Genomic DNA, 19,230 nt, shown 5'->3' with positions numbered 1-19,230 from the left:
ATCCGGAACAGCAGTCAGGCATACCGTTCTTCAGACGGTCTGCCGAGCCCGTAATCACTGGCGACGATTTATAAATTCACACTGGATGATGGGCATATTCTGTATCCCTGTGTGGGTACAGACAATAAATTTGTTGAGCTGACCTCCTCAACCCATCAGGATGAGTTCGGGGGCAGGGGCTGGCATACAGGCGGTGATATTGAGCCGGTCGATGTGCCGACGAATACCGGCAATCACAACCCCTATATTCCGGAACGACCGGACAGCTCCGGCGGGTTTCAGGCGCATGATGATAACGGCCCGGTCATTCTGACCACACCGGCACCGGAGGATCTGGACTTTAATGATTACATCCTGATCACACCAGTTGCTGATATACCGGCGATTTATGTGTATTTGAGTGAAAAAGGTAAAAGAACAAAAAATAGATTACCCGAAGGAAAAAATGGTGACAATGGCCCCGCTAATGACGTATTAGAAAAAAGGCATCCGGAGACAAATGAATTACAACAACTACGAAGATATGATTCCGAAGGGAAACCAATAAAAGATATTGATTTTGGACATGATCATGGAGCTGGAGATCCTCACGCACATGATTGGGTTTATCCATCAGAACAAGCGCCAAATAAAATTCGGTTAGATGGACGGCCATTAAAAACAGGAGAAACAATAAATGACTAATTTATTAAATATGCATGATTTATCTATTGTTGGCGTTGCGTACAATAAAACAAAAAATGAATTAATATTCAACATTGATGATGATTCAATCATTATATTTTGTGATGTATTTCATTGGGACTTAACGTCATTCGAGATGCAAAACATAATATTTGAAATATCTATTTATAAAAAAATCCCTGACTTACTTGTTGATGAGTATGGATTGCAAAAAGGAATGCCAAATAATTTTAATTTGTACCATATTAATTCAAGCTCAGGACTAAGTGGCATCGTAATTTCAAAAAAAATTAATCTTATAAAAGAAAAGTAATAAATTATTTAAAGACAATCAACTTTATTATCATATAAGGTTGATTGTTATCGCTACCATAACGCCCATGTGTTAACTAAAAAATACATCGTCAAGGGAACGAAGACCTGGATCCGGATTAGGTATCAGGAAAATACAGAAACCGGTTGTCCGGATGTGATGTCTTTCGCGACAGAGGACGATAATGATCAGGCCCTGGTGTTCATGATGTGGTTTTACCTGAAAACATTAAAGCACGGGGATATTTACCTGATGGAACTGAAGTTTCTTCAGACATGGTAAGGGTTGTTGTAAAACCAGATGGTTCCGTTAGAACATCCTTTCCATTTAATTCATCACATCCTAACTAAATAAGGATTTTTCATGACGTTACCAAATAATCCAGCTAAAAAACCAGGCATACCATCAGGTGATTCATTCACACAAGACTGGATATATGAATTACCTGAAGAATTTCGCACAAAAGAATGGCTAAATAAGTATGTTATCCATTACTTAAATGATGACTATAATTTTTTTGAAAAAAATGAATTGATGAGGTTGATTCTAGACATCACAAATGATTTATTAAGTTATGGAGATTCTGATACTGACGCGGTTATAATTAATGCATTAAAATTACTGTCTGATAATTACATGTCACATTTGGAGTTAATACAATACTGGTCTTTAGATGATGAGCCTCTTGAGGATTGTTTTATATTAACACCTAAAATAAGAAGCATTGTGAAAAGTAAAAATAATATCTAGAGTCATATTTATACTGGAGATTTAATTCTTGCCCAAAAGGGCAGGGAAAGTCAGTCACCTGGTTGGAGCAGTTTGACAAGAGGAAGAGAAAAGTTAAGGAACGGCAATGATAGCCCGCTCTTTTTTCTACTGGATTATGCTATTTCCGAACATAACCTAATTGTCTGGTCGATGCGTCCCTGCGAAAGTTTATTCACCAGAACAAGCGCTCAATAAAATTCGGTTGGATGGAAGGCCACTAAGAGCAGAAGAAGAAATAAATGACTGGTATATTAGATATGCATGATTTATCTATTATTGGAGTTGCATACAATAAAACAAAAAATGAATTAACTTTTAACATTGACGATAATTAAATTATCATTTTTTGTGATGTATTTCATTGAGATTTAACATCTTTTGAGATGCGGAATATAATATTTGAGATATCTGTTTATAAAAATATCCCTGATTTACTTGTTGATGAGTATGGATTACAAAAATGAATGCCAAATGATTTTAATTTATACCATGTTAATTCAAGCTCAGGGATAAGTGGCATTGTGATTTCAAAAAAATTAACTTTATAAAATAAAAATAATAAAACTATGGTTTTGGGAAGAAATCAATAAAATTTATTTATGAATGCATTACGGCCGTAAAAAATGCACTTATGATAAGAATTATTTCTGTTTCGTATTACTTATAAATTGAAACCTCCATGTTCACTTTTTTCTTTATGCCGGTAAACAGATAAGACAAATTGCTAAAATTAGTCGTAATTTATGTGTATTGATACGTAATATCTGAGAATAAAATAATAAAGTTTGCTATTTGTGATCATCTGTGGCTCAATGGCGTCACTGGTTTGGAAGTACAGGCCTATTTATGCTGGTCAGTTTAAAGTCGTTCACCATTTAGCGTTATCCCCGATACCACTTCATTGCGAATTCCTTCTAATTAATTCCCATAAGTAAAAATAAAAAACAAACCTCATATGCCTTATGGCAATCAAAAAAATTAAAGGAAATTCTATGTCTGATACAATGACTGGTTCAGTAAAATGGTTTAACGAATCGAAAGGTTTTGGCTTCATCACTCCGGCTGACGGCAGCAAAGATGTGTTTGTTCACTTCTCTGCGATCCGGGGCGACAGCTTCAGAACATTATATGAAGGTCAGAATGTTACCTTCAATGTTGAAGACGGGGCAAAAGGTCCGTCTGCAGCAAATGTGGTGGGGCTCTGAGGCGCACCGATGATTATCACACTGTTTCTTCAGTGTCCCTGTTGCTGCGGAACACAATACCGAACTTCGCACTTTGATGTTTCTGCATCAAATCCGTATGGTGCAAAATGCATTTTTTGTAAAACGGTAATGTTGTTGTCTGAGCAATAGAAAAGACTAAATTCCGGGGCCTGATAATATTATCGGGCCTTTTTATTATGTAGTCATTATTACGTATCGGAAAAAAATGTATTCTCTGAATAATTTTTCTGTCAGGCTTCTTCACCCAAGGTACATTTTAACCTGGTTCGGCATTCTATTGCTTTTTTGTCTGGTTCAGATGCCTTATCCGTGGCTTGTGTTTTTAGGCGATAAGTTAGGCCGTTTTTCAGGTTTATTCCTGAAAAGGCGGGTATCTATAATTAAAAAAAATTTAGAATTATGTTTTCCGGATAAAAATAAAATCCAGATAGAGAGTATGATCGCAAGTAATCTGTCATCTTTGGGAATTGCATTATTTGAAACAGGTATTGCCTGGTTCTGGAATGACAAAAGAATTAATGCAATATTCAGAGTAACTGGCGGTGATAATTTCAATGATGCATATGACAGGAATAATGGTGTTTTAATTATTGGTATCCATTCTATGTCGCTGGAGCTTGGGGGCAGGGTTATGGGGCTGTGTTTTCCTGTAAATGCTATGTATCGTCCGCACAACAATAAAGCAATGGAGTATATACAGACAAGGTGCCGCAGCCGCTCCGGAAACGGGATGATTGACCGGAAAAATTTGAAGTTTATGGTATCCGAATTAAAGCGCGGCCAGGCAATCTGGTTTGCACCTGATCAGGATTTTGGCGCTAAAGGCACTATTTTTGCTCCTTTTTTCTCGGTAGCTGAGGCTTCGACATCCAAAGGTGTTTCAACCATTGTCAAATTATCACGGTCACCGATATTGACTGCAACAATGATAAGAAATAACGAGAATAATAAGAAACCTTACGAATTAATAATTGGCAAAGAAATTAATGAGTTTTCGTCTGGTGATGACGCGATTGATGCCTGCAGGCTGAATCAAATTATAGAGACAGAAATTATGCGTGCACCAGAGCAATACTTGTGGGCACACAGAAGGTTTAAGACCAGACCTCCGGGAGAAAGTTCTCTGTACAAATAAGTTACAAAGATTGCCGTTGAGTGCCTCCTGTATCACATCGCTTATAAACTGCGGTACAGGGTAATGAATACGCATTATACCCGTCCGGGGAGATGTATCTCTCCGGGGCAGGCGTTGAAAAAAGTCAGCCAAAGGCAGAGTCATTGTATGGTGAAGTATGCTTTGGTGAGTTCAGGCAATTCGTACACTCAGGCTGCGTGTAAATGATCAGTGCATTTGCTGTTACTTTTTTATTTATTAACAGCCGGATTAAAAACCGATACCTGTCGCTATCCCCACAGAAGTTCCTTCCGAACCTCCGGATGCCCCGACACCAACTCCCGCACAACCTGACAGCAGAATAGCGGCAATAAAGGCGAATATTTTCAGCATACGGCCTCCGCACATAAATAGTCTGAATAATCCGGATAGTATACCGAAAATAAAAAAAAGCTCTCTGCATCCGCGGAGAGCTGAAAAAAACAAGAATAACCAATTGGTACCACGGGGCAGACAATAACAGTTCCGGGTTAAACGATACTGTAACGGATTCATAAACAGGCAGCATGTTATCGCTTTGTTCACTCTCAATCGGCTCCGGCAGGTGTATTGCTCTGACTTTTTATGAGTCTGTTATCTGGTCTTACCTCTATCTTTCTGCTTTATATCAGAAATAATGATTCTGCTGCCCGGATAATCTGTGGCAACGGTACAAGGCCGGTGTTTGATCTTTATTTTTCGCTGTAATAGAGTCTCAGTATCTGCATTTTCCGGTTTCTTTAATCTTTTTTATCTTTATTTGTTATTGTTATTTAAGTAAAAAATAGCATCGGCAGATAAATCCATCCGCATATCTTTTTTCATTCGCCGGTATGTTCAGTACCGGGGGAATAATAATTTCACGGGAGCATGACAATGGGAAAAACAATCCGTCAGGTGACGTTTGAATTACTCCGGCAACTGAATATCACGACTGTTTTTGGTAATCCCGGTTCGACAGAGGAAACGTTCCTGAAGAACTTTCCGGCGGATTTCCGTTATATCCAGACGCTGCATGAATCCTCCGCCGTAGCGGCGGCTGATGGCTATGCGCAATCCACCCGCAATGTTGCACTGGTGAATGTGCATACATCCGCCGGGCTGAGCAATGCGATGAGTAATATCCTCACCGCGTATATGAACCGCACACCGCTGATTATCACTGCCGGTAACCAGACACGCGACATGCTGCTGATGGAGCCGTGGCTGACCAATATTAAACCGGAAACATTGCCGGAGCCGTGGGTGAAATGGAGTTACCAGCCGGTGAGGGCGGAAGATGTTCCGGCAGCCTTTATGCGGGCGTATGCCATGGCGCTGCAACCGCCGGCAGGGCCGGTCTTTTTATCGATCCCGCTGGATGACTGGGATAAACCGGCGGAATCGGATAGTGCGGTTGTGCGCACCGTCTCTCACCGGGTCAGTGCTGATCCGGTGAGAATGCGTGAGTTTGCACAGCGCGTGTCAGAGGCGAAAAACCCGGTACTGATTTACGGTTCATCCCTTGCGCGGGGAGAGGGCTGGGATGCCGGCATCCGGCTGGCGGAAAAACTGAATATCCCGGTGTATTCAGCTCCGGCCTCAGAACGGCCGCCGTTTCCGGAGTCTCACCCGTTGTATGCCGGGGGGTTACCGTTTGCGATGAAACCGCTTTCGGATAAGCTTGCCGGTCATGATGTGGCACTGATAATCGGTGCGCCGGTTTTCCGGTATTATCCGTATGTGGCCGGTGACTATATCCCGGCGGGACTGCAATTGCTGCATATCACTGACGACCCGCAGGAAGCAGGCCGGGCACCGGTCGGGGATAGCCTGCTGAGTGACGCGGTACTGGCGGTTGAACAGTTAACGGAACGGGTGACAGCTCGTCCGGCACGGACAGCCGCCATCAGTAAACAACCGCACGGGATGGCACCGCATCCTGCCGCACCGGAACCGGTATCTGACGGGCTGCTGAGTGCTTCACAGCTGTTTCGTGCAGTCAGAAGCGCCGTACCGGAAGATACCATTCTGACCGAAGAATCCCCCTCTAACCTCGGGGAACTCCATGCGGCGTGGCCGGTGGATAAACCGGATTCATTCTATACCTTTGCCAGCGGATCACTCGGCTGGACACTACCGGCCAGCGCGGGGATTGCGCTTGGCGAACGGGACAGCGGGCGTAACCGGCCGGTGGTGGCGATTATCGGTGACGGTTCTATGCAATACTCTGTGCAGGGATTATGGACTGCCGCACAGCATCAGTTGCCGATCCTGTTTGTCATTCCGGAAAACGGCCAGTACGGTATTCTGAAATCATTTGCCGTGCTGGAAGACACGCCGGGTGTGCCGGGGCTGGATATTCCGGGACTGGATATTGCTGCGCTTGCCACCGGTTATGGCTGTACGGCGGTCAGGGCAACAACCGAAAATGACGTGATCGCAGCCTGCAAAGCCGCACTGCAACGTAAAGGACCGACCGTACTTGCTGTGCCGATCCGGCCGTCGGTACCGCCGCTGATGTGACAGCAGTATCAATCATTTGATTGTTTACCGGTAATAATACGGGAAGCAGCCTGAACGGCTCTCTGTGCGGAACAGAGTGCCGTTTTGTCAGCGGATTAACATTTGTGGTCACAAGGCAGTTGAATAAGGTGTTACACAACGATAACATTGAGTTGCATTCTCATTACCGGAAGACCAGAAACTCATGCCGTTCACCCGTATACTGCTGCTGTTATCAGGCTGGATTGCCGTCATACTGGCAACCCTGGGTGTCGTGCTGCCGGTATTGCCGACAACGCCGTTTCTGTTGCTGGCGGCATGGTGTTTTTCCCGCTCATCTCCCCGGTTCCATCACTGGTTGCTGTACCGTTCCTGGTTCGGCGGGTATATCCGTCACTGGCAGACACACAAAGGCCTGCCGCGTAAAGCAAAACGGCGGGCGGTGGTGGTCATTCTGCTGACGTTCGCGGTATCACTCTGGCTGGTGAAACTGATTTATATCCGCCTGTTGCTGCTGTGTATTCTGGTCTGGCTGCTGATTTTTATGCTGCGCCTGCCGGAAACAGAGGAAATGACGCCGGAGAATCCCCCGGCGCCGGAGGATAAATCCCCGGACTAATCGTTTTCCGGTAATTTAACATACTGCTGATAAACAGAGTCAAGGTTCGCCAGTAACCATGTTTTCCCGGCAATATCCTGCGTCTCCAGTACCCGCGCCAGTGTCTCCGGGGTATACAGTTGCTCTGCTTCATAAGAGAGCGGCCAGTAGCTGATATGCCAGGGTTCATAGGCCACTCCGCCGGTCTGACGCTGTGTGAACGGCAGATAAAAATCAAACTGTGCCATATTGTCCGCCAGCCAGGCGGAAAGGGCGGCAAAATAGCCGCCTTCCTCATACTCCCAAGGCTCGAGCTGAAGGGCGGTGTCAGCAGGCAGACGGAACGGATCGTAATAATCGACCTCGGTTCCCCAGTGATGACGGCTGGCCCCCGGAATGGCAGACCAGCGCAGAATCGCCTGACAGCGTTCTGCCTCTGACAGTCCGGAGACATCCAGCGGACGGTTTTCAGCATCATTAACAGTGCGGATACCCGCAAATTTTTCATTCCAGATAATCTGCTGGCGGGAAAAATCCCGGAAAGAACTGGCGGGCATCAGTTTAAACCCGGCGGTTGCTGCCGCTTTCTGCATGGCGAGGAACGCTTTGGTGGCATTAAATTGCAGATGATGATTACCGGCAAAATTAATGACATGATCACGGGTTTGCCCGGTCAGCATTTCAAACGTCATCATAGCAGGATCTGCTCCATAATCCGTTGATAGATACGGCTGAGTTGCTGCAAATCAGCGGCACTGACGCATTCATTCACTTTATGAATAGTGGCGTTGATTGGCCCCAGCTCTACAACCTGTGTGCCCATCCGCGCAATAAAGCGCCCGTCAGAGGTTCCGCCGCCGGTGGAGAGTTCCGGCGTCAGATTACAGTACTGGCCGATGGCATGACTGACGGCATCTGTCAGCGGACCTTCCGGTGTCAGGAACGGGTGACCGGATAATGACCAGGTAATCGTGTGTTTAAGCTGGTGTTTTTCCAGCAATGCCGCAATCCGGGCTTTCAGTGACTCAGCGGTGGATTCGGTGCTGAAGCGGAAATTGAACTGAATAAACAGATCACCGGGAATGATATTGTTACTGCCGGTACCGGCACGGATATTAGCTATCTGCATGCTGGTCGGCGGGAAGAACTGATTGCCGCTGTCCCAGTGCTCAGCCACCAGATCCTGTATAAACGGTGCGGCGCGGTGAACCGGGTTATCGGCCAGATGCGGATACGCCACATGGCCCTGGGTGCCGTGAATAGTCAGATTGGCGGTAACGGAGCCCCGGCGGCCATTTTTAATCATATCCCCTAATTGTGATTGACTTGATGGCTCACCGACCAGGCAATATTCCACCTTTTCATGGCGTGCCATCAGGGTTTCCACCACTTTTACCGTACCGTTGACGGCTGAAGCTTCTTCATCAGAGGTGATCAGAAAAGCAAGGCGGCCGGGATAGTCCGGATAACGTTCAGTAAAACGTTCGGCAGCGACAATCATTGCTGCCAGTGAGCCTTTCATATCGGCGGCTCCGCGCCCGTACAGCATGCCGTCAATCAGCGCCGGTTCAAACGGCGGGGTGCGCCAGTGGCTGAGGTCACCCGGCGGTACCACATCGGTGTGACCGGCAAAGGCGAGGGTTGTACCGTTACCGCCACGGTATGCCCAGAAATTTTGTGTATCACCGAATGGCATCGGTTCGACGGTAAAACCGGCGGCGATAAGACGTTCGGTCATCAGCGCCTGACAACCGCTATCGTCCGGGCTGACGGATTCCCGGCTGATAAGCTGTTTTGCCAGATCTGTTACAGGACAATGCATGGTGTTTCCTTTGTATCAGGCAGGGAGGCTGAAGAACTGCTGATAATCATCAGCTTTAAAACCAAGGTGATAACGGCCGTCCGGAGAGACGAGTACCGGGCGTTTGATAAGCGCCGGTTTTTCTGACATCAGGCGGACTGCGGACTGCTCATCCGTTACCGCGTCCTGCTCAGCTTTATCCAGCTGACGCCAGGTGGTTCCGCGTTTGTTGAGCAGCAGCGTCCAGTCAATATGACGGGCAAACTCACTCAGAAGTTCCGTATCCGCACCATCCTGACGGTAGTCATGAAACGCATAAGCTATCTGATGGCTGTCCAGCCACGCACGGGCTTTTTTCATCGTGTCGCAGTTTTTGATCCCGAAAATCCGGCAGACGGAGGTTGTATTTTTCATCATTTATCCTTTGTCGTGAACACGAAAAATAGCATAATGCGGGAATTTGATGCAGTTATCCAGAATCTTACGTGCAGAGAGTATTCGATAAATGCAAAAAAGTGGGGTAGCATTACGCCATAACCATGACAAAAACATCCGGAAGATGTTGAGACAGGATCGATGAAAGAGTACTTAGCCGGAAGCACGCTGTTATTTGCCAGCTTTACCCTTGCGGGACAAACGGACGTGTATCTTAATGAACTTCAGCTCAAATTTACCGAAAACAGTGAACTGTGCCTGGATGAACACAAATGGCCGCAGTTCAGCTCAAGTCAGTCAGAACCATGGATGATTTCACGGCTGAATGCGCTGGCTTCCGTCGGTTTTATCCGTGCGACCATCAAATCGTCCGGCGTGGAATACCAACTGACAGAAAAAGGGCAGGAAGCCTGGCTGCCGCATGAGGATTTTTGTTACGGCGCACTGCGTATCAGTAAAATCAAAGCGATTGAACCGCAGAGCGACGGGATCAGCACCGTGTATTTTTATTATGGTGTGACCGGTATGCCGGACTGGGCGCGTGATAAAAATATCCGCTACGCCTACAGCGAGGTGGATACTATTCTTCGTGGTATGAATAAAGAAGTCATCCAGGTTGATGTCCGTGAAAATCCGGACGGTACGCTGGAACTGCTCAATTACCCGACACCTGCGAGTATCGACGAAGAAAGCGAATAACCCCCGGACAGCTATTCCGGGGATCACTCTCAGCGGGGCAGCCGGTATTTCAGATAGAGCAGGCTGGCCGCAAGTCGTGTGGACACATTCAGTTTTTTCAGAATATTGCGGATGTGCACCTTTACTGTCTCTTCCGAAATAAACAGCGCCCGTGCAATCTCCTTATTTTTCATCCCGCAGGCCAGCTCTTTGAGCACATCAGCTTCCCGTTGTGTCAGATAACTGACCGGGTCGTGATAGTGTTCACGTTCCTGCAAAATTTTATAAATGGCCTCACTGAAAATCTTTTTTCCTTTAAAGGCATTTTTAATCTGACTTAATAAATAATCAACATCGCAATTCTTTAGTAAATAACCATCAGCTCCGGCATCAATAGCTGCGTATATATCATTTCGTTCCCGGGATTGTGAAAACACCAGGATATAGCTGGATATTTTCTTGTGGCGTAATTTTTTGATGAAATCAATACCGGAAAAAGCACGGATATTAATATCTAATATAATCATTCTGGGGGTGTGCTGATGGATATGACTGAACAAGCCATTGTTGTCAGTGAATTCCGGCATAATGGTTAACGCATAATCCGGCTGTAAAAGCATTTTAAAACCATAGCGTAACAACGGATGGTCATCAATAACCATAATCGTGTGATGGGGCATAGAGTTCTCCCTTGCCGGGTAGGTGGTATAAGATAGTTTTAATTAAAATAATTTAATTTATGTATTAATTATTAAAACAAAAAATATATACTGCTCGCCAAGACAGTTAATTTTTACGCAAAAGTGTTATATGTGCAAATAACAAAGTATTTAAAAATAATAATATCCCTAATAACATAAAGCATATTATAGGGGGAAGATTAGCGGTTTAAGACAGGAGGATATAATTGGCGGTATAACGGGATAAGGTCACTATAATCAGTTAACCAATAAGCGATATGTTGTTTTTTTCAACAGGCTCTGCACATTAACTACATGAATATTACACTTTTTTCACTATTCCGCTATTTATCAGTATACTGTTTATGTAGCGCTGAATAATGTGGCCGGCGGCCGATCTTATGCCGCTGACCCGCCCTGACCCTGTTATTAATGCCTGTAAAGGATCCTGAAATGGACGAACAATTAAAACAAAGTGCTCTTGAGTTTCATCAGTTTCCGTCTCCCGGTAAAATTACCGTCACCCCGACCAAACCGCTGACGACCCAGCGTGACCTGGCACTGGCCTATTCGCCCGGTGTTGCGGCTCCCTGCCTGGAAATTGCGGAAGATCCGCTGGCGGCTTACAAATATACCGCCAAAGGTAATCTGGTGGCGGTGATTTCCAACGGCAGTGCAGTGCTGGGCCTCGGTAATATCGGGGCACTGGCCGGTAAGCCGGTGATGGAAGGAAAAGGTGTCTTATTTAAAAAATTCTCCGGCGTGGATGTCTTTGATATTGAAGTCAATGAATCCGACCCGGACAAGCTGGTGGATATCATCGCTTCCCTGGAGCCGACATTCGGCGGCATCAACCTGGAAGATATCAAAGCACCGGAATGTTTCTATATTGAAAAGAAACTGCGCGAACGCATGAAAATTCCGGTCTTCCATGATGATCAGCACGGTACAGCGATTATCAGCACCGCTGCGGTACTGAACGGGCTGCGTATCGTTAATAAAGCGATCGGTGATGTCCGTCTGGTGGTCTCCGGTGCCGGGGCTGCATCTGTCGCCTGTATGAACCTGATGGTGCTGCTGGGACTGAAACGCGACAATATTATTGTCTGTGATTCCAAAGGGGTTATCTATAAAGGCCGCGAAGCCGATATGGCGGAAACCAAAGCAGCGTATGCCATTGATGATAACGGCATGCGCACCCTGGCGGATGCTATGCCGGGCGCGGATATTTTCCTCGGTTGTTCCGGTCCCGGCGTGCTGACGCCGGAAATGGTCAAAGGTATGGCGCGTGATCCGCTGATTCTGGCGCTGGCGAACCCGGAACCGGAAATCCTGCCGCCGCTGGCACTGGCAGTGCGTCCGGACGCTATTATCTGCACCGGACGTTCGGATTACCCGAACCAGGTAAATAATGTGCTTTGCTTCCCGTTCATTTTCCGCGGTGCTCTGGATGTCGGCGCAACGGCAATTAATGAAGAGATGAAACTGGCGTGTGTGAAAGCGATTGCTGACCTGGCGCTGGCTGAGCAGAGTGAGCAGGTAGCCTCCGCATACGGCGGACAGGAGTTATCATTCGGCCGCGAATATATTATCCCGAAACCGTTTGATCCGCGTCTTATCCTGAAAATCGCCCCGGCGGTCGCCAAAGCGGCGATGGAAACCGGGGTAGCGACACGTCCGATTGAGGATTTCAGTGTTTATCTGGAACATCTCAATGAATTTGTCTACAAAACCACACTGTTTATGAAGCCGATTTTCTCCATGGCACGCAAAGATCGCAAACGCATCGTGCTGGCTGAAGGGGAAGAGCCGCGTATGTTGCATGCGACCCAGGAACTGGTCAGCATGGGACTCGCGTATCCGATCCTGATTGGTCGTCCGGATGTGATTGAAATGCGGATCAAGAAACTGGGACTGCAAATTGTGCCGGGGCAGGATTTTGAAATCGTAAATAATGAAAGTGACCCGCGTTTTGCCGAGTACTGGCAGGAATATTATCAGCGGATGAAACGCAAAGGCGTGACGCAGGAACAGGCCCGCCGTGCCATTATCACTAACCCGACCAGCATCGGTGCCATTATGGTGCATCGTGGTGAGGCGGATGGCATGATCTGCGGGATAGTCGGGGATTATCACGAACACTACCGGATTGTGGAAAATGTATTTGGTTTCCATGAGGGGGTGCATACCGCCGGGGCAATGAATGCTCTCAGTCTGCCGACAGGAAATACCTTTATCGCGGATACTTATGTACATGATGATCCGACGGCAGAGCAACTGGCTGAAATCACCCTGATGGCCGCCGCCGCGGTACGCCGGTTTGGTATTGAGCCGAAAGTGGCACTGCTGTCGCGTTCCAGCTTCGGTTCATGTCCGTCACCGTCCGCGGAGAAAATGCGCGATACGCTGGCACTGATCCGTGAGCGGGAACCATCACTGGAAATTGACGGGGAAATGCACGGCGACGCGGCACTGGTGGAAGCTATCCGCCGTGATCTGATGCCGGACAGCCCGCTGAGAGGTGCGGCAAACCTGCTGATTATGCCGAACGGGGAAGCTGCACGCATCAGTTATAACCTGCTGCGTGTAACCACTTCTGAGGGGGTGACAGTCGGGCCGGTACTGATGGGGATTAATAAACCGGTACATATTCTGACTTCTATTTCCTCTGTGCGGCGTATTGTCAATATGGTCGCGCTGGCAGCGGTGGAAGCGCAGACTCAGCCACTGTAACACGAAGCAGTAAATCAGACGCCCCGGCAACGGGGCGTCATACAGGAAACGTATGCTGAAGATTGAAAAAGTGGATCATATCGCAGTGATTGCCTCTGATCTCAACGCCAGTCTGGCATTTTATTGTGATGTGCTGGGAATGACGGTGCTCAGTGAGCACTACCGTGCGGAACGGGATTCTTACAAGGTGGATCTGGCGCTGAACGGGGAGTATCTGCTGGAACTCTTTACCTTTCCGGCAAGCCCGGCGCGGGTGACACAACCGGAAGCCTGCGGGTTGCGTCATCTGGCATTTTCTGTCCGCGACCTGAGGGCATGGGAAGCGCATCTGAAAAAAGCGGGTGTCCGTTGTGACAGCATCCGCACTGATGAATATACCGGTAAATCCTTTTTCTTCTGCTTTGATCCGGACAATCTGCCGGTGGAGTTTTATACCCGCTGACGGATAAAAAAAAGCCAGCACGATGGCTGGCTGAGAAACTTCGAAATACTGGAAGCAATGTGAGCAATGTCGTTTGCCAATACCTTAGTAATTTACTCAGGTATCGACAACGAGAATGATAATTTTTCCCATTTAAAAAGTAAAGTGTTTTTTTGATAAAATATGATGATTATCTGCACTGCAAACCGGATCGCACAAAACAGCAAAAAAATGACTTATTAAAATTAAGTGTAAAGTTGTTTAATAATCAAAGTTATTACGTTAACAAGCCTTGAAATATGGCAAAATATCCCTATTTTTGAAGCATATGATGAGCACACTCTTTAAAGGATCGTACTGATATGATGCGAATTGCATTATTTTTACTCACAAACCTCGCTGTCATGGTCGTTTTCGGCATTATTCTGTCGCTGACCGGCGTTCAGAGTCAAAGTGTGACCGGACTGATGATTATGGCCGGGTTATTTGGCTTCGGTGGCGCATTTGTGTCTCTGCTGATGTCAAAATGGATGGCGCTGCGTTCTGTCGGCGGGCAGGTCATAACGAACCCGTCCACACAAACCGAACGCTGGCTGGTGGAAACGGTACGCCGTCAGGCCCAGCAGGCCGGTATCGGCATGCCGGAAGTGGCGATTTATCATGCGCCGGATATTAACGCCTTTGCAACCGGTGCCCGCCGTGATGCATCGCTGGTGGCCGTCAGTACCGGGTTACTGGAAAATATGAGCCGCGACGAGGCGGAGGCAGTTATCGCCCATGAAATCAGCCATATCGCGAATGGTGACATGGTGACCATGACGCTGTTACAGGGCGTGGTAAACACCTTTGTTATCTTTATTTCCCGCATCCTGGCACAACTGGCGGCTGGTTTTATGTCAAACAATAATGACGAAAACGCCGGCAGCCAGGGCAACCCGATGATTTATTTTGCGGTATCTATGGTACTGGAAATTGTCTTCGGTATTCTGGCCAGCATTATCACCATGTGGTTCTCCCGCCGCCGTGAGTTTTATGCGGATGCGGGTTCGGCAAATCTGGTCGGGCGCGAGAAAATGATCGCTGCACTGCAACGCCTGAAAACCAGTTACGAACCGCAGGAAGAGGGCAGTATGATGGCATTTTGTATCAATGGCCGTAATAAATCATTCAGCGAGCTGTTTTTATCCCACCCGCCGCTGGATAAGCGTATTGAAGCACTGCGCAGCGGTGAGTTCCTGAATTAATCAGTTCCGGATAATAAAAAGGCTGTAACGCTCTGCGTTGCAGCCTTTTTTATGCCTGTTTGCATAACATCTGCGATGTACATAAAAAATCCCGCATTCATTGGCTGAATACGGGATTTTCTGTTATCTGACGATAATCAGCGGCGGGATATTATCCCTGCTGTAAATCTTCGTCGTTATCATTATCGAACAGTGTTTTATCTGTCTGCCCCAGGATCTGGCTGGTGACTGTACCTGCGGTCATGGAACCACTGACGTTCAGCGCGGTACGACCCATATCAATCAGCGGCTCAACAGAGATCAGCAGGGCGACCAGGGTGACCGGCAGACCCATCGCAGGCAGGACGATCAGTGCTGCGAAAGTCGCACCGCCGCCGACACCGGCAACACCGGCAGAGCTGACTGTCACAATACCGACCAGTGTGGCAATCCACAGCGGGTCAAACGGGTTGATACCGGCGATAGGTGCAACCATAACAGCCAGCATAGCCGGGTAAATCCCTGCACAGCCGTTCTGACCGATGGTGGTACCAAAGGAGGCGGCGAATCCGGCGATGGAGTCAGGAATACCGATACGACGGGTTTGCGCTTCCACACTCAGCGGAATACTGGCCGCACTTGAACGGCTGGTAAAGGCGAAAGTCAGTACCGGTGCGATTTTACGGAAGAAACGCAGCGGATTGATACCGGCAATACCGACAATCAGGCCGTGAACCACAAACATCAGCAGGATAGCGATATAAGAGGCAACCACAAAAGTGCCTAATTTAATGATGTCCTGAATATTTGAACCGGCAACGACTTTGGTCATCAGTGCAAATACACCGTACGGGGTAAAGCGCATGACCAGACGAACCAGTTTCATCACCCATGCCTGGAGGATATCAATTGCTCCGAGCACTTTGGCTCCGCGCTCTTCGTTGTCTTTGATCAGCTGAAGTGCGGCAACACCCATAAAGGCGGCAAAAATCACCACGCTGATAATCGAGGTCGGATTAGCACCGGTCAGGTCAGCAAACGGGTTTTTCGGAATAAAGGACAGAATAAGCTGTGGCACGGTCAGATCAGAGACTTTGCCTGCATACTGCGATTCCAGCTGGGTCAGGCGCGCGGTTTCTTTCACACCCTGAACGAGTCCGTCTGCGGTCAGACCGAAAGCAAGTGTAACCAGAATACCGATCAATGCGGCAATCGCCGTGGTGATCAGCAGGGTGCCGATAGTCAGTACGCTGATTTTACCCAGTGATGATGCCTGATGCAGGCGGGCAACCGCGCTGAGGATAGAGGCGAACACCAGCGGCATGATGACCATCTGCAACAGCTTCACGTAGCCGTTACCGACGATATCAAACCATGGCAGTGCCTGTTTTACAGCATCATGTTCTGTCCCGTAGAATGCATTCAGCCCGAGGCCGAACAGGACACCGATCACCAGACCGGTGAGTACCTTTTTGGAAAGACTCCAGTTTTTATTGCTGCAGAGCTTCATCAGCATCAGCAGCAGAATAACGAATATGGCGAGATTGCTGATTAATGGAAAGTTCATCCCGGTCTCCGATACCTGTTGGTATGTTGTTATAGTGTGTTGATTACATCGCATACAGTTGTGCAAATGCAGGAACTGTAAAAGATTCGTTATAGATTAACAGGAGTTTTCCGCATCACTTATAACGAATCTGAATTATTTATAGCTATATTGTAGATCACAGGGAATGATTTGACATGAATAGTCACTAAACAGACTATTTTCTATAGCGATGGGTTATATAAAATCCGTTTCTTATAGCACGGCGTTTATCTGCGCCAGCACCAGCTCCCGCACATGAGCCCACCAGGTTTCCCAGTGTGCGGGCAAATAAAATGAGGCCAGCAGTACAATCAGCGCCACACTGCGCTCTGCCCGTTTATTGCCGCTGCTGCCCAGCAACGGAATACAAAAACGCCAGCGCACCGGCCATAACAGCGGAATTCCGGCTGTCGTCAGCATATCGCCTGCCAGATGGCTCAGATACCCGACAATGACTGCCTGGTAAAAATCGGCCGGAACAGACCAGCTGACCGGCAGTTGTGTGCGGAATAAAATAACACCGGTCAGAATGGCCAGCAGGCTGTGCGTGAACCCCCGGTGACCGCACAGGCGGGAAACCGGCACAGAAATAAAACGAACCCACTGACCCAGCATGGACTTCGGGTGATCGATATCCGGCAGCAGTGCTCCGGCCAGGGCGCCGGGGATCAGGTGCAGCCAGTCCCCCTGACTGATATCAGGCGAAATCTGAAGCTGATGAACCATCACTACAGAAGCGACAGAGAAAAGCAGGTGACCCTCAGCCGTCATGATACCGGGTAAATACTCAGGTGTTTATTTATACAGTGTTACAGTATAAAGTTTTTTATGTCGCCCGGCCAGAGGGTAAGAAAGAAAAAGGCTTATTTATTAATGGATAACTATGGAATATTTCACTAACGGAGCAGGGCGGGCAATTTCCCGCCACACTGTTATCAGAAAAACACCATCAGCAAAACGTTATCAGCAAAACGTTATCAGCAAAACGTTATCAGCGAACCATCGCAGCCGTCAGTTCATTGAGTGACGACAACCGGTAATCTGCCAGCGACCAGCGCGGATCTGCCGCCATTTCAGCAGCCGGTACCACAATGGATCGCATCCGGGCCGCCTTACAGGCGATCATGCCGTTAACGGAATCCTCCAGCGCAACGCACTGCACCGGCGGAACACCCAGCGCCTCCGCTGCGTTCAGATAAACCTGCGGGTGCGGCTTGCTGTATGGCAGATCACCGGCAGAAACCACAGCATCAAAATAATGGCGGATGTTAAACATTTCCAGTACGGATTCCAGCATGTAGAGCGGTGATGCGGACGCCAGAGCGATTTTCAGGCCCTGTGACTGACACAGAGAGAGCGCATGTTCCACGCCGGGCAGAAGCGGACGCTCTTTTTCCACCATCGCGATAGTGGAATCAATAATCCGCTGAGTGACATCCTGTTTTGACGGTGTCTGCCACGGTGAGATGTGATACCACAACTCCACGACCTGATCGATACGCAGACCCAGCATATCGGGCAGTTTATCCCGCAGTGACATATCCAGGCCGATGTCGCTGAAAACCTGATTTTCACTCTGAAGCCAGAACGGCTCAGAATCAATCAGTAAACCATCCATATCAAAAATAGCGGCCTGTACCGGTAAGGTGTGGGACATAGTGTATGCTCCTGATATCCTGCAATGAATTAAAACATCCTCTGATTGTAACAAGCCGTGGCGGAGAGTTCATTAAGTGACTTAATAATTTACGGGGTAAAAAAGTCCGGAATAATGATAATGATCTTCTCCTGACTTCTGCGCTATGATTACTGAGAAAATATCAAATGAGGAAAGCGCATGACGCTGCAACAAGCCCGCTGGGTTGCTGTATTTAAACGGGTGGCAGGCTGGGTGGTTTTTATTCCGGCACTGATCTCAACTATCGTTTCTTTACTGAAACTGGCTCATCAGCAGAGTACCGGCAGTGATAAAATTAATGCGGTTATCGGGGACTTTATTAATGTGGTGACGGAAATGATCCGTGTAAATACACCTTTTCTGAACACATTCTGGAACAACTCTCCCGTACCGGATAAATTACTCGGTTTTGAGGGTCATAATCTGAGTTTTTTACTGATTTATATCCTGATATTTGTCGGGCTGGCACTGAGTGCTTCCGGTATCCGGATGTCCAGACAAGTCCGGTTTATTCGTGAGAATATCGAAGATCAGGCGATTATTGAGAATGCCAGAGAGAGCGGAAAAACACCTGCGGATTTAATCGCCAAAATTCGCATTCCGAATCACACCATTTTCCGGCAAATTTTTGTGCTGTATGTACTGCCGGTATTTATCGGCGCCATTGCGTGGTTCTTAATTAAATTTCTGAACTGGTAAACAGAGTTATCTGAAAAAATACCCCGCAGGATCGCTGACGGGGTATTTTTTTTATCCGGAAAACG

22 protein-coding genes are annotated in these 19,230 nt (G+C 47.5%); 14 read left to right on the top strand and 8 right to left on the bottom strand.

The window, feature by feature from the left end; genetic code table 11:
* Positions 1–111: 111 nt before the first annotated feature.
* The 7 genes from JC793_RS11280 (at position 112) to lpxL (ending at position 4,129) form a co-directional block, all read left to right on the top strand.
* A complete protein-coding gene (locus tag JC793_RS11280; RefSeq protein ID WP_218426215.1) occupies positions 112–684 on the top strand; it encodes an S-type pyocin domain-containing protein in 573 nt (190 codons plus the stop codon).
* On the top strand, positions 677–997 hold the full coding sequence (locus tag JC793_RS11275) for a hypothetical protein (RefSeq protein WP_218426214.1): 321 nt from the start codon (positions 677–679) through the stop codon (positions 995–997). The genes JC793_RS11280 and JC793_RS11275 overlap by 8 nt, the downstream gene beginning before the upstream one ends.
* A gap of 159 nt (positions 998–1,156) precedes the next feature.
* On the top strand, positions 1,157–1,279 hold the full coding sequence (locus JC793_RS19745) for a hypothetical protein (RefSeq protein WP_282102733.1): 123 nt from the start codon (positions 1,157–1,159) through the stop codon (positions 1,277–1,279).
* 81 nt (positions 1,280–1,360) lie between these two features.
* Complete coding sequence (locus JC793_RS11270; RefSeq protein WP_218426213.1) at positions 1,361–1,747, top strand: hypothetical protein; 387 nt, start codon at positions 1,361–1,363, stop codon at positions 1,745–1,747.
* Between the two features lie 1,013 nt (positions 1,748–2,760).
* Positions 2,761–2,973, top strand: coding sequence for a transcription antiterminator/RNA stability regulator CspE (gene cspE, locus JC793_RS11265; protein WP_107679770.1), 213 nt, complete (start codon positions 2,761–2,763; stop codon positions 2,971–2,973).
* 9 nt (positions 2,974–2,982) lie between these two features.
* Positions 2,983–3,123, top strand: coding sequence for a cold shock small protein YmcF (gene ymcF, locus JC793_RS19605; protein ID WP_375546406.1), 141 nt, complete (start codon positions 2,983–2,985; stop codon positions 3,121–3,123).
* Positions 3,124–3,199: 76 nt separating this feature from the next.
* The gene (lpxL, locus tag JC793_RS11260) at positions 3,200–4,129 is read left to right on the top strand and encodes an LpxL/LpxP family Kdo(2)-lipid IV(A) lauroyl/palmitoleoyl acyltransferase (RefSeq protein ID WP_218426212.1); all 930 of its coding nucleotides are present in this window, start codon (positions 3,200–3,202) and stop codon (positions 4,127–4,129) included.
* Between the two features lie 249 nt (positions 4,130–4,378).
* Here the strand turns inward: lpxL and JC793_RS19740 are convergent, their stop codons facing one another.
* On the bottom strand, positions 4,379–4,501 hold the full coding sequence (locus tag JC793_RS19740) for a hypothetical protein (protein ID WP_282102732.1): 123 nt from the start codon (positions 4,499–4,501) through the stop codon (positions 4,379–4,381).
* Positions 4,502–5,023: 522 nt separating this feature from the next.
* Here JC793_RS19740 and mdlC point away from each other — a divergent pair.
* Both mdlC and JC793_RS11250 read left to right on the top strand, forming a co-directional pair.
* Positions 5,024–6,652, top strand: coding sequence for a benzoylformate decarboxylase (gene mdlC / locus JC793_RS11255; protein WP_218426211.1), 1,629 nt, complete (start codon positions 5,024–5,026; stop codon positions 6,650–6,652).
* Positions 6,653–6,836: 184 nt separating this feature from the next.
* Positions 6,837–7,250, top strand: a complete 414-nt coding sequence (locus JC793_RS11250) for a DUF454 family protein (RefSeq protein ID WP_052926815.1) — start codon at positions 6,837–6,839, stop codon at positions 7,248–7,250.
* Here JC793_RS11250 and JC793_RS11245 read toward each other — a convergent pair.
* Genes JC793_RS11245 through JC793_RS11235 form a run of 3 tightly spaced genes read right to left on the bottom strand, consistent with a single transcriptional unit; the run spans position 7,247 to position 9,444 of the window.
* A complete protein-coding gene (locus JC793_RS11245; RefSeq protein ID WP_218426210.1) occupies positions 7,247–7,924 on the bottom strand; it encodes a M15 family metallopeptidase in 678 nt (225 codons plus the stop codon). The two genes, JC793_RS11250 and JC793_RS11245, sit on opposite strands and share 4 nt — an antisense overlap.
* Positions 7,921–9,051 carry a succinyl-diaminopimelate desuccinylase gene (dapE, locus tag JC793_RS11240; protein WP_218426209.1) on the bottom strand — a complete coding sequence of 377 codons (1,131 nt, stop codon included), beginning with the start codon at positions 9,049–9,051 and terminating at the stop codon, positions 7,921–7,923. The genes JC793_RS11245 and dapE overlap by 4 nt, the downstream gene beginning before the upstream one ends.
* Positions 9,052–9,066: 15 nt before the next feature.
* On the bottom strand, positions 9,067–9,444 hold the full coding sequence (locus JC793_RS11235; RefSeq protein ID WP_166708990.1) for an ArsC family reductase: 378 nt from the start codon (positions 9,442–9,444) through the stop codon (positions 9,067–9,069).
* Between the two features lie 162 nt (positions 9,445–9,606).
* On the opposite strand from JC793_RS11235, the gene JC793_RS11230 reads away from it, so the two are divergent.
* Positions 9,607–10,164, top strand: coding sequence for a hypothetical protein (locus JC793_RS11230; protein ID WP_046893587.1), 558 nt, complete (start codon positions 9,607–9,609; stop codon positions 10,162–10,164).
* A 29-nt stretch (positions 10,165–10,193) separates the two neighbouring features.
* Here JC793_RS11230 and JC793_RS11225 read toward each other — a convergent pair whose 3' ends face one another.
* Positions 10,194–10,823: a LuxR C-terminal-related transcriptional regulator gene (locus tag JC793_RS11225; protein WP_046893586.1), complete on the bottom strand. Its 630-nt coding sequence runs from the start codon at positions 10,821–10,823 to the stop codon at positions 10,194–10,196.
* A gap of 453 nt (positions 10,824–11,276) precedes the next feature.
* Between JC793_RS11225 and maeB the strand changes: the two genes are divergently transcribed.
* From maeB to htpX, 3 genes are all read left to right on the top strand, one after another.
* Positions 11,277–13,556 carry an NADP-dependent oxaloacetate-decarboxylating malate dehydrogenase gene (gene maeB, locus JC793_RS11220; protein ID WP_218426208.1) on the top strand — a complete coding sequence of 760 codons (2,280 nt, stop codon included), beginning with the start codon at positions 11,277–11,279 and terminating at the stop codon, positions 13,554–13,556.
* Positions 13,557–13,608: 52 nt separating this feature from the next.
* The gene (locus JC793_RS11215) at positions 13,609–13,998 is read left to right on the top strand and encodes a VOC family protein (RefSeq protein ID WP_218426207.1); all 390 of its coding nucleotides are present in this window, start codon (positions 13,609–13,611) and stop codon (positions 13,996–13,998) included.
* Between the two features lie 341 nt (positions 13,999–14,339).
* Positions 14,340–15,221: a protease HtpX gene (gene htpX, locus JC793_RS11210; protein ID WP_046893583.1), complete on the top strand. Its 882-nt coding sequence runs from the start codon at positions 14,340–14,342 to the stop codon at positions 15,219–15,221.
* A 151-nt stretch (positions 15,222–15,372) separates the two neighbouring features.
* Here htpX and JC793_RS11205 read toward each other — a convergent pair whose 3' ends face one another.
* From JC793_RS11205 to hxpB, 3 genes are all read right to left on the bottom strand, one after another.
* Entirely contained in the window at positions 15,373–16,767 is a 1,395-nt protein-coding gene (locus tag JC793_RS11205) for an L-cystine transporter (protein WP_046893582.1), read from the bottom strand.
* Positions 16,768–17,001: 234 nt separating this feature from the next.
* Entirely contained in the window at positions 17,002–17,559 is a 558-nt protein-coding gene (locus tag JC793_RS11200; protein WP_046893581.1) for a metal-dependent hydrolase, read from the bottom strand.
* Between the two features lie 220 nt (positions 17,560–17,779).
* Positions 17,780–18,445 (bottom strand): hexitol phosphatase HxpB, encoded by a 666-nt coding sequence (hxpB, locus tag JC793_RS11195; RefSeq protein ID WP_046893580.1) that lies wholly within the window; start codon positions 18,443–18,445, stop codon positions 17,780–17,782.
* A 180-nt stretch (positions 18,446–18,625) separates the two neighbouring features.
* On the opposite strand from hxpB, the gene JC793_RS11190 reads away from it, so the two are divergent.
* Positions 18,626–19,165: a YniB family protein gene (locus tag JC793_RS11190; protein WP_046893579.1), complete on the top strand. Its 540-nt coding sequence runs from the start codon at positions 18,626–18,628 to the stop codon at positions 19,163–19,165.
* Positions 19,166–19,230: the final 65 nt, after the last annotated feature.

The organism is Morganella morganii, from assembly GCF_019242955.1.
Lineage (GTDB): Bacteria > Pseudomonadota > Gammaproteobacteria > Enterobacterales > Enterobacteriaceae > Morganella > Morganella sibonii.
This window is presented reverse-complemented; position numbering and strand designations above follow the sequence as displayed.